Annotated in this window: 9 protein-coding genes; 4 read left to right on the top strand and 5 right to left on the bottom strand. The window is 49.7% G+C overall.

Features of this window, described 5'->3' with window-relative positions; translation table 11 throughout:
* Window positions 1–227: 227 nt before the first annotated feature.
* From CFI03_RS20270 to CFI03_RS20280, 3 genes are all read right to left on the bottom strand, one after another.
* Entirely contained in the window at window positions 228–719 is a 492-nt protein-coding gene (locus CFI03_RS20270; protein ID WP_248759029.1) for a CPCC family cysteine-rich protein, read from the bottom strand.
* Window positions 720–865: 146 nt separating this feature from the next.
* Window positions 866–1,288 carry a GNAT family N-acetyltransferase gene (locus tag CFI03_RS20275; protein ID WP_248759030.1) on the bottom strand — a complete coding sequence of 141 codons (423 nt, stop codon included), beginning with the start codon at window positions 1,286–1,288 and terminating at the stop codon, window positions 866–868.
* A gap of 186 nt (window positions 1,289–1,474) precedes the next feature.
* Window positions 1,475–2,920, bottom strand: a complete 1,446-nt coding sequence (locus CFI03_RS20280; protein ID WP_248759031.1) for a glycosyltransferase family 39 protein — start codon at window positions 2,918–2,920, stop codon at window positions 1,475–1,477.
* Window positions 2,921–3,204: 284 nt separating this feature from the next.
* Here CFI03_RS20280 and CFI03_RS20285 point away from each other — a divergent pair, with 284 nt between their 5' ends.
* A complete protein-coding gene (locus tag CFI03_RS20285) occupies window positions 3,205–4,551 on the top strand; it encodes an FAD-binding oxidoreductase (protein WP_248759032.1) in 1,347 nt (448 codons plus the stop codon).
* A gap of 66 nt (window positions 4,552–4,617) precedes the next feature.
* On the opposite strand, the gene CFI03_RS20290 is transcribed toward CFI03_RS20285, so the two are convergent.
* Window positions 4,618–5,220, bottom strand: coding sequence for a GNAT family N-acetyltransferase (locus CFI03_RS20290; RefSeq protein WP_248759033.1), 603 nt, complete (start codon window positions 5,218–5,220; stop codon window positions 4,618–4,620).
* A 158-nt stretch (window positions 5,221–5,378) separates the two neighbouring features.
* On the opposite strand from CFI03_RS20290, the gene CFI03_RS20295 reads away from it, so the two are divergent.
* Window positions 5,379–6,641: an MDR family MFS transporter gene (locus tag CFI03_RS20295; RefSeq protein WP_248759035.1), complete on the top strand. Its 1,263-nt coding sequence runs from the start codon at window positions 5,379–5,381 to the stop codon at window positions 6,639–6,641.
* Between the two features lie 46 nt (window positions 6,642–6,687).
* Here the strand turns inward: CFI03_RS20295 and CFI03_RS20300 are convergent, their stop codons facing one another.
* Complete coding sequence (locus CFI03_RS20300) at window positions 6,688–7,752, bottom strand: P-loop NTPase family protein (RefSeq protein ID WP_248759037.1); 1,065 nt, start codon at window positions 7,750–7,752, stop codon at window positions 6,688–6,690.
* A 196-nt stretch (window positions 7,753–7,948) separates the two neighbouring features.
* Between CFI03_RS20300 and trpB the strand changes: the two genes are divergently transcribed.
* Window positions 7,949–9,112 (top strand): tryptophan synthase subunit beta, encoded by a 1,164-nt coding sequence (trpB, locus tag CFI03_RS20305; protein ID WP_248759038.1) that lies wholly within the window; start codon window positions 7,949–7,951, stop codon window positions 9,110–9,112.
* Between the two features lie 187 nt (window positions 9,113–9,299).
* Window positions 9,300–10,655: a dipeptidase gene (locus tag CFI03_RS20310; RefSeq protein WP_248759040.1), complete on the top strand. Its 1,356-nt coding sequence runs from the start codon at window positions 9,300–9,302 to the stop codon at window positions 10,653–10,655.
* The last annotated feature ends 245 nt before the right edge of the window (window positions 10,656–10,900 follow it).

Consider the following 10,900-nt stretch of genomic DNA (forward strand, 5'->3'; position numbering starts at 1 on the left):
AAGCGAAAACAATTGCTGTATCCATCTCTTAATCCTTCCTTGCCTTGTCACAGCTTCCTCAATTGGACAATAGGGACAAGTCGAACATACCGAATGTGCCTTATCCCTCTGAATGTTTAATTTGATTAGAGTATCCGCCATGAACAATCTTTCTCTCTCAAAATTAATGTCCATGCATACCCCTAATTCAACAGTCTGATCTAATAACTTACAATAATACTCGTCGTTCATTCACTCACCACATTATTCTCGGGTAATTCTTCTGCGATCGGCTCTCTAACTAAGTGTTTAAATATCGCTTTGCAAACGCCATGCTTTTTATAATTTTTAATAGCTTCATTTAGTGACAGCTTGTTTGCCCCAATGCTTATATGAGGCTTTTCGTGCGCTATAAGATCATATTGCCAATAACAAACTTCACAAATATCTGCTAAAACTTCATCATCTCTGCAGATCGTAAAGTAACCGCAGCAAGGACATTGAACATTTCCTAAGTTTGACCTGACAACCTCGGCATGAACCCGTTTCTGTTTATCTTTCCAATTCATCTGTCCAAAAATGATCCCCATTACCGCGCCAGCAAAACAGTCGTAGTAGTCGAACTCTCTATGAAACAACAAATAGGCACCTAACATAAAGACTAGATAAAAGAGCTCCCCTTCTACTGCTCTTCTGAAAAGAAACTTGTACTTTATTCGCTTCATCGCTTTAGTGTTCAACAGACCGCTTCCCTCCAGGAGCTATCAAATGAAGGACATCCTATATGGGTATTTTATACAAAAAGACGGACACCAGTCATATTAATTGAAAACAAATCCTTCAAAAAAAGATGACCCAAAAAGAGTCATCTTTTTCCCGCTGCTATCTATTCAAACACCGTAAACATCCCCGTCATCCCCGGGGAATGATCCTTGAACCCAAACTGCTCGTAAAATGCATCATTGCCATAAGAGGCAAACAGCCCGACAAAAGCCAGCCCGTTCTCATGGCGGCGTTCTTTGATATAGTCCAGCAGCTGTTCTACGATAAGCTTTCCTAGGCCATTTTTCTGGTGCTCCGGCGCGATCGCCACATCCTGGATGTAAAAGTACATGGCCCCATCGCCAACGATCCGTCCCATTCCGACAACCTCGCCTTCAAGCTCGACTACCACGCCATAAAGCGAGCCTGCAATCGATTGCCCGGACATTTCTATATGAATGCTCCCCCAACCTACAGCTTCCCATAAAGCTTTATGCTCCTGCACCGTCGGAAGACGCTTAATGATTTCGTATTGTTTATTTGCCATAAATAAATGACCACCTTTATCTCATGATTTGGTGGCTGCCACGTACAACCACCTTATTTATGGTTGGATCCCGCGGTTATACTCCATGTTATTCATCCCCCTGTATGATTCTATCTGACACTTTACCGTAAATTCAGGTAGAAGGGAATCTTTATTCGAAATGAAGCAACTGAATGAAGCTACTATTTAAGCTCCAAGTTCTCTTTCCCAGCGCTTGTCCATAGCCGCTGATCGGTTACCTTGAACCCATCTATACACCTGATAGGCTCCATAGCTTTGCAAAAGAATCAGTATGGGGATAAAGTCGAGCCTGTACCGGGATTGAATTTCTACCAGCAAATGCGCTCCGATATATAGCAATAAGAGAATTAAATAAAATAATGCCTCATGCCCTTTACCTGTTCGCCATAAAGCAACCATACTCACAATACCAAATGCGCTCATCAGCACATACAGCGGTCTTTCCCACTGGTGAAGGCTAGTCTCCAATTTCCATTTGTCTAATCCCCGCAGGCTCCAATAAGGCGAAGAATCCGAAGAACCCCACATATGGACAAGCTTTCTTCCAAATAAAGCGATGAGCTCGCTTTTATTTTCGAGACGTTCCTTTATGATTACAAGCTCCGCCTGATGACGCTCCTCGCCAAAAGAATACTGGTTCGTATAGTCAGCATCCTCCTTATTCCAGCTTCCGTTTGTCTGCGCGTTAAGCCCCACCATAAACTTCCAATATTTTTCTCCGCCAAATAACGAATGCTCGGTAACATGAGACGAAGTCAGCGAAATGTTGGCTAGTAGTTGCACCAAATAATACACGGCTATCAAGGCTCCAAGCTTGCCTGCCGTACTCGCCGCTTGTCTTTTGATAGAGCCGCGCCATTGCTGCCATATAATTAAAAGAACAAATAATATGACACCAGCCAAATAGACGCTTCCAATGGGACGCATGAGATGCCCTAAGCCAATCGCTAATCCGGCAAGCACCCAATAGATAACCCGGTCCCTGCCTTTAAGAAGCAAAAAGCATCCCCCTATAAATAAAAACACCGATATATGCTGGTTCGTCAGCACCGAACACATCAGGATATTCGGAATATAAAAGAGGTACACCAAAGCCGCGATTCTTCCGCAGCTTTCATGAAATACTTTCGAAGCGGAAAGATAAAGGACAATGGCGGTTCCCATGCTAAACAAGACGTTCAAGATCTTAAAAAGGATTAAATGATCTCCAAAAAGCTTAATGACTCCGGCCTCATACATCGTAAACCCAAGCTGATAAGGAAAGCTGATATAGTAAGATGAATCACTAAAAGCAAAGTCCCCCGAAGCCGCCGCTTGTGCCGCATTATACATAAATAGAAAATCCGATTCCGGCAACGCCGGATTCCATACAATCCAGATCACTCGACAAACGAAGCCAAGAAAGAGGAATACTACCAGGAAAGCTTTCCGGCTGAGACCGGTAATTGCCCAATGAATAACAAGCAGGGTCACTACTGCCGCCGCTATAAACGCTGCGATCATTTTTAATACCGAATCATAGAAGCTCCATGAGTTTGCAAAGGAAGCTGCGAATATCGTTGCAAAAAACAGTCCGCCTGCAACAGAGAGAATACGCGTGCGAAAAGTCATACTACTCCTATCCTTTCAAAGTTTATCCAGCTATGTTACCATATTTTTCTTTGCAAAGGCATGATTGCATGGAACTAATTTCCTAATGTTTCAACAAAAATAGCCATCCCTAAGGACAGCCGTGTCAATTTCCCGGGTAATTTATCGAATAACGAATTTTTAATCTTCTACTACATACGTTCGCCTATACCCGCTGCAAACCGCCTTCATACGCTATAGCGTACCTGCCTAAAAAATGGACTAACAAGCGAATGATAGCCATTCATTCATAGGGAGATGGATACGTGAAAGCCAAGACACAGCTTACGGGGCGAGTTATTTTCAAAGGTGATCCCGGTTACGAGACCGCTCGAAAGAACTGGGATCCTCATACGGACCGGTTTCCGAAAGTATTTGTTTTTGCGAAAAAAACGCGTGATGTAGCAAACGCCATCAAATGGGCACGGGAGCATAAGGTGCCGATCCGCCCGAGAAGCGGCAGGCATGCCCTGGAAACTAACTTGTCGCAAGTAAACGGCGGACTCGTCATCGATACAAGCGAACTGAAGAAGATTACGTTGAATAAAAAAAGCAATACCGCCGTTGTCGAGACCGGTAACCGCGTAGGAAGAATCGTAGATACGCTTGCGCGGCAGGGTTACATGGCGCCATTTGGCGACAGCCCTTCCGTCGGCATCGGAGGCATCACCCCCGGAGGAGGAATTGGTCCGCTGCAACGGACGACCGGGCTTATCAGCGACAATCTGCTAGCTCTGGAAATGGTTGATGCCAAAGGCAGAATCATTCGCGCAAGCAAGAAACGCAACTCCGATCTGCTCTGGGCTTCACGGGGCGGCGGCGGCGGTAACTTTGGCGTATACACGAAGTACAAATTTAAAGTGAGACGCGCTCCGGTTCGGGCGACCGTATTCAGTATCACTTGGCCGTGGGAGCAGTTCGAGGAAGTCGTCAAAGCCTGGCAGCGATGGGCGCCTTTCACCAGCACCAAGCTGGGCAGCGAATTATCGATCGGTCCGAAAAAAGGCGGAAATGTCAGTATGCTGGGTGTCTACCTGGGCTGCAAAAAGAAAGCCCTTAAATTCCTGCGGCCTATCTTAAGCGTCGGAACAACGACCAAGAGGGACATCCAGTCTCTTCCTTGGCTGCAAGCAACCAAGTTTCTGCTGGCTCCTGATCCCATCCTTCCACAGAAGTTCAGCAACCAATTCTCCAGCGGTTTCGGCAGACGTCCGTTCCCGGATAAGGCGTTTAAATATATGCGCGGGTTCCTGGAAAAGGCCGAAGGAGGAACTCCTGCCGGCTTCTTCTTCCTCAACTGGGGAGGAGCGATTAGAAAAATTGCGCCTAGGGCTACCGCCTTCTATTGGCGCGATCCGCAATATTACGTGGAATGGAACAGCTCATGGGTAAAACCGTCGCATGCGGCTAAAAATATTGCCCTGGCCCGCAACACCAGGAAGAAGCTGCAGCCGTTTATCGTAGGGTCCTATATCAACGTGCCGGACCAAGGCATTAAATGCTCCGGTCCCGTCTATTACGGCAAGAACTTCGCGAGACTGCGCAGAGTGAAAGCCAAATACGACCCGCAAAACGTGTTTAACAACCCTCAAAGCATTCCTCCGGCAAAATGATAAAACGAAAAGGCAGCGGATCCCGGACTTGAACTACAAGTCTGGGGCCGCTGCCTTCTTGCTCTTTTATGCATCTATCCGTATTCCATACTCCACGCCTCGAACCTTCGAGAAAACCATCGTATCCCGCAGCGAACCGTCTTTGGCGCGTTTTTCGCTGCGCAAAATCCCTTCAAGCTTAAACCCGGACCGCTCGGCAACTCTAGCACTTTTCGTGTTGCGCGAATCGCAGCGGATCTCGATCCGGTTAGCCTCTAATTGATGGATAGCGAACTCCGTAATCGCCTCCACCGCTTCCGATATGTAACCCTGCCCAGCGCAAGATGTCCTTACCCAGTAGCCGGTTTCAAAATTCCGTGCCTGCCAATCCATCCGGTGAAGCCCGCTGCTGCCAACTAATTGACCGGTTTCTTTATGAATAAGAAGCAGCCGCATATCCGTCCGTTCCAGAAATTCGAGCCGGGACTTTCTGATCCCAATCTCAGACTCTTCTATCGTAGGAATTTGGTTCGCCCAAGGCATCCATGGGCGCAGCTCCTCAATGCTTTCCACTACTGCCTCGTTAACGGCCGCACCGTCTCCAAATAAAGGAGCACGAATAAGGAGCCGAGCGCTCTCAAAGCTTTCGGGTATAGTCAGCAGGATTGGATTTATACCGGATTGACTCATCGGCTCATCTCTCCCCTATTTCATAATGTTATTTTCATACAATTATAGTCCCCTGTTGTATGGGCCCGCAACGATTCCTTTTTGCACCACTTGCTCCGGCATAAGAGGAACAGTATGATGGGAAGATTGACTATCACAACTAGAAGGATCAGGACAACATGAGAATTAGAGATTGGGACCGGAATTTAAAAATCCGGCTATTAGGAGAGACCTGCTTCAACGTTATCTTTTGGGTGTTCTACCCGTATCTGTCGATCTATTTCGCGCAATCCTTCGGCAAAAGCTGGACCGGTATCCTGCTCATCCTGTCGCAGGCTTTATCCGTGCTCGTTAACTTATTCGGAGGTTATTTCGCGGACCGGCTTGGGCGGAAAAAGATCATGGTGTTCGCAGCCAGCGGACAAGCCGTTGGTTACGGCATTTTCGCCTTTAGCGCAGCTCCATGGCTGGATGCCCCCGCCATTGGCTTTATCGGCTTCAGCCTTGCCAGCTTATGCGGCACCTTGTACTGGCCGGCCAGCCAGGCCATGGTAGCGGACGTTGTACCGGAGGAGCACCGTTCCGGTGTCTTCGCCGTCTTTTACACGGCGGTTAATATGGCTGTTGTCATCGGCCCGTTGATCGGCGCCTCCTTCTTTCTGGATTCGCCTTCCGTCATCTTGTTTGCAGCGTGTGCAGTCTGCTTGCTTGTTGCCGTATTGCTTGCCTCTTTTACAAGAGAGACGCTTTCGGCGGACATGCTCCAAGAGAAGCGCAGCGGCAGCAAGCCGTGGTATACAGCAGTGGCGGCGCAACTCCAGGATTATAAGGTTATTGCCTCGGACCGCGTATTCCTGCTGTTCATCATAGCCGGTGTTCTGTTAGCCCAGACCTTTATGCAGCTGGATTTGCTTTTCCCCGTCTTTCTGAAAGAGACGATTGACTCGACTACGATACTCGCTTACGGGAACTGGAGCTTCCAATTGTCCGGCGAGAAGCTTTTTGGACTCATCGTATCGGAGAACGGATTGTTTGTCGCCTTGTTTACGGTTGCCGTAACCAAATGGATGCTGCAATTCCGCGACCGCTTTGTATTCATCGGAAGCGCGCTGCTATACGCGGCCGGAATTGCGATGTTTGGTCAAATGTCCACGTTCTGGGGCTTGACCGCGGCGATTGTTGTATTTACGCTTGCGGAGCTGATGACAGCCGGACCGCAGCAGACGTTTGTATCCCGGCTGGCGCCGGAGCATATGCGCGGGCAATATTTCGCGGCTTCCAGCCTGCGGTTTACGCTTGGGCGAACGCTGGCTCCGATCTCCATTCCGCTTAGCGAATGGATCGGTTATGACGGAACGTTTGCCCTTCTGACCGTGCTTGCCGTGCTGTCCGCGGTAATCTATTACAGGATGTTTAACCAGTTCGATAAACAAACGTCTTAAGAAAAAGGTTAAAGGCTGAACCCCAAGGTTCAGCCTTTTTAACATGCTAGGTTCTAACCACAAGCTTCCCTTTGAAAAACAGCTCGGAGACTTCCGTCTCATCCAGCTCGCCGTCCAGGATCCGCTTCACGTCCTCCAACGTTTCGTACAGGGACAGCCATTCGCCGGCCTTATTCGTATAAGGCTCCGAGACGTAAAACGGCTGAGCCAGATAAGACTCCAATCTCTCCCCCCGTCTATACAGCTGCGAATCGGAATCCGTTATTTTATCAAGCCCGTGCTTGGTGACAATCAATCGCAGCTCTCTATAACGGCGAAGCAGCTTGCGGGCGCGTTGCTGCAGCGCAAGATGCGCCGCATCCAAGTAATTGCCTTCCGAGATCGTCGAGGTGGAAGTAATAGGATCGATAGCCGGATAAATGCCGCGGCTGATCAAATCCGAATCGAATCGCCATAACGTATCGAGCGGCCCGTAAGCTTCTGCAGCCGAATCGTCCGCAACCGCGTAAGCCATATCGACCAACGCAACCGTGATTGGTCTGGCACCCGCTTCCTTCAAGCTTTCCTTGAGCGAGAAAAGCTCTCCGCTTAATACGGTGCTGCGGTCAACGCCCAGCAAAATATCCTTCTCTTCGCGGAGCTTAACGATCTGTTTGTATATGTCATTCCTTGTTGCAAGTACGTATTCGGATTGATCTTTGACATGGCTAATGCCCGGAGCATCGGTACCCGGATCCCAAAAAATCGTCGTATAACCCCGTTTGTTCATCCGGTGCATAAATTCGGCCAACAACACAAGCTGCCCCATATTGGGTCTGGCCACAAAACCAACCGTTCCGCCCCGCACGACAGGTGCGAGCAAATCCAGCGCTTTAATTCCGGTTTCGATCATCCTCATCCCGCTCCCTCGAATAATGAGTTCATCAAGACTGCAACCTGCCAATGCGGCTAAAGCAACCAAAGTGCGGACCTCCGCGCGGCCGACGGGTATTTTCCCCGTACAGAGATTGGAGACGGTTGCTGCCCGAAGACCGGCTGTCCGTGCCGCGGAGGTAAGATTGGGTACGCGACGGCGCAATAGCGGAACGTTAAGCTGTAGCTCTTCCTCCATTTTTTAGCACCTCCTTACTTTATATAGTAATCATAATTACTCTAAAGCGCAATGAATAATTGTAAATAAATGTGAACGAAAATGGAATATCCCAATCTGCCGCCTTCCTATTTTTAACAAGAAATTTGTCCTATTATATGCTACGATAAGGTTTGAATAAGTAGATCAACTCTAGTATTGGAGGCGCTTTCAGAAGATGAGTCAAGAACAAGTAGCTGAAGGATATTTTGGAGAATTCGGTGGCAGCTTTGTCCCGCCCGAGCTGAAGGAAGTATTGGACTACTTAAGCGCGCAATTCAACAAGTTCAAGGATGATCCGGAATTTAAGGAAGAATTGGATTATTATCTGAAGGAATACGTCGGCCGCGAAAATCCGCTGACTTACGCCGAGCAGCTGACGAACGCCTGGGGCGGCGCGAAAATCTATCTGAAGCGCGAGGACTTGAACCATACCGGCGCTCACAAAATCAATAACGTGGTTGGCCAGATTCTGCTCGCCAAACGAATGGGCGCCAAACGCGTCATTGCCGAGACCGGCGCCGGCCAGCACGGCGTTGCAACGGCAACCGCCTGCGCGATGTTTAATATGGACTGCGTCATCTATATGGGCGCGGAGGATACGCGCCGTCAGGCGCTGAACGTATTCCGGATGGAGCTGCTTGGCGCAACCGTCGTGCCGGTAGACAAAGGTCAAGGACGCCTGAAGGATGCCGTTGACGAAGCGCTGAACGATCTGGTTGCCAACTATAAAAACACGTTCTATCTCCTCGGTTCGGCCGTAGGCCCGCATCCGTTCCCAACGATGGTCAAGCACTTCCAATCGATCATCAGCGAAGAATCGAAGCGTCAGATTCTGGCCAAGGAAGGCCGTCTTCCGGATGCCGTTATCGCCTGCGCTGGCGGCGGCAGCAATGCGATTGGCGCCTTCGCCCACTACATTGACGAGCCATCCGTACGCCTAATCGGCGTTGAACCGGATCAAGCTCCAACCTTGACCGAAGGCGTGCCTAGCATCATCCACGGCTTCAAATGCCTCGTGCTGCTCGATGAGGAAGGCAATCCTAGAAAAACGTACTCCATCGCCGCAGGTCTCGATTATCCGGGCATCGGACCGGAGCACAGCCATTTGAAAGTCAGCGGCCGAGCGGAATACGTTACGGTAAGCAACGAAGAAGTTCTAGCAGCGTTCCAGGAGCTGTCCCGTACGGAGGGCATTATCCCTGCGCTTGAAAGCGCGCATGCAGTTGCCCACGCGAAAAAGCTGGCACCAACCATGAGCAAGGACGAAATCATCATTATCAATCTGTCCGGCCGCGGCGATAAAGACGTGGAACAAGTCTTCCACATGCTTCATAAATAACGTTTGACTGCAGCTTCTGCCCCTTGGGCGTGGCTGCCTTTTTTTTGACTGTCCGGAAGCGTATACTTGGATTAGGCTTTTTTAGCCTGAAGCCGTTATGGAGCATAAGCTTACGAAGTAAGAATCAACACGAGCCGTCTAATCCTGGTTGTTCGTGTGATCATTCTTTTTGGGAGGTACATAAACAATGAGTTATGAATCGTATTTTTCGGAACGTAGAGAGCAGCAGCTGGAGGAGCTTAAAGAGTTTTTGAGAATTCCAAGCATTTCGGCGCTGTCTGAGCATAAGCAGGACATGGTTAAAGCGGCCGAATGGGTGGCAGGCAAGCTTGAGGCAGCTGGCCTTGAGAACGTAAAGATTCATCAGACGGCCGGACATCCGATCGTATATGCCGATCATCTTCATGCGCCGGGCAAATCAACGGTCCTTGTCTACGGCCATTATGACGTGCAGCCGGTCGATCCGCTTCATTTGTGGGAGACGCCTCCATTTGAACCAACCGAACGTGACGGCAAGCTGTATGCGCGCGGGGCAACGGACGATAAAGGGCAGGTATTCTTGCATATCAAAGCTGTTGAGGCCTTGCTGAAACAAGAGCTGCAGCTCCCGGTTAACGTGAAGTTCTGCATCGAAGGCGAAGAAGAGATTTCAAGCCCTAGCCTGCTGACTTTCTTGAACGAGAAGCAAGAGCTGCTCGCAACCGATGCCGTGCTGATCTCGGATACTTCCCTTATTGAAAAAGGCAAACCTGCCATCTCGACGGGTCTGCGCGGACTTTGCTCCCTCGAGCTGACCATTAACGCGTCGAACACGGACCTGCACTCGGGTACATACGGCGGCGGCGTTTCAAATGCGCTCCATGCGATGGTTGAATTGCTGGCATCTCTGCATGACAAGCAAGGCCGCATTACGGTGGAAGGCTTCTACGAAGGCGTTCCCGAGCTGACGGCAGCCATGCACGAAGAGTTCGAGAAACAGAAATTCAACGAAGAGCAGCTGAAGAAAACGCTTGGACTCGGCAGCTTGTACGGAGAAGAAGGCTATACGTTTGTAGAGCGCACCGGCGCCCGTCCAACGCTCGAGCTGAACGGCGTATGGGGCGGCTTCCAAGGCGAAGGCACCAAGACCGTTATTCCGAAGGAGGCACATGCGAAGATCACCTGCCGCCTGGTTGGCCAGCAGGATCCGCAGCGCATTCTGGATGCCATCATCGCGCATCTTCACGCGAACGTGCAGCAGGGCGTGAAGTTAACCGTGAAGCCGGGCGAAAAAGCGCGCGCCTTCGATATGGATCCGTCGATCCCGCTTCTGCAAACGGCTGCGGACGCATACGAGTCCGTATACGGCACACGTGCGTTATTTACCAAGGACGGCGGTTCGATCCCGATCGTCGAGACCTTCTCCCGCCAGCTGTCGGCGCCCGTTATCATGATGGGCTTTGGCCTGCCGGACGAGAATCTTCATGCTCCCAACGAGCACTTCAACCTCGAGAACTTCGACAAAGGACTTCTGACCATCGTGGAGTTTTTGAAAAGAGTATAACGAGACTTTAGGGGGAAAGCTCCAGCTTACCATCCCCGCAATTCTGTTGAGTCTAAAGCCGTTTGAGGTCAGGCCGAAAGAGGTCGTAAAAAAGCCGGGTGGGTATATGACCCTTCCGGCATCGGCATAACGGGAAGACTAATTGCTACCTTGCACGAAGTGCAGCATATTGCACGTAAATGAGCCGTTACGGAACTTTATGTTGCACGAAGTGGATGACGTAAAATAGTCTGTGTACCAAGATC

The organism is Paenibacillus sp. ATY16, assembly GCF_003399985.2.
Taxonomy (GTDB): Bacteria; Bacillota; Bacilli; order Paenibacillales; family Paenibacillaceae; genus Pristimantibacillus; species Pristimantibacillus glycanilyticus.

Bases quoted from the DNA above. Each gene is read 5' to 3' on its own strand.
- CFI03_RS20310 (WP_248759040.1), top strand. From the start codon at position 9,300: ATGAGTTATGAATCGTATTTTTCGGAACGTAGAGAGCAGCAGCTGGAG.
- CFI03_RS20300 (WP_248759037.1), bottom strand. From the start codon at position 7,752: ATGGAGGAAGAGCTACAGCTTAACGTTCCGCTATTGCGCCGTCGCGTA.
- CFI03_RS20290 (WP_248759033.1), bottom strand. From the start codon at position 5,220: ATGAGTCAATCCGGTATAAATCCAATCCTGCTGACTATACCCGAAAGC.
- trpB (WP_248759038.1), top strand. From the start codon at position 7,949: ATGAGTCAAGAACAAGTAGCTGAAGGATATTTTGGAGAATTCGGTGGC.
- CFI03_RS20295 (WP_248759035.1), top strand. From the start codon at position 5,379: ATGAGAATTAGAGATTGGGACCGGAATTTAAAAATCCGGCTATTAGGA.
- CFI03_RS20280 (WP_248759031.1), bottom strand. From the start codon at position 2,920: ATGACTTTTCGCACGCGTATTCTCTCTGTTGCAGGCGGACTGTTTTTT.
- CFI03_RS20275 (WP_248759030.1), bottom strand. From the start codon at position 1,288: ATGGCAAATAAACAATACGAAATCATTAAGCGTCTTCCGACGGTGCAG.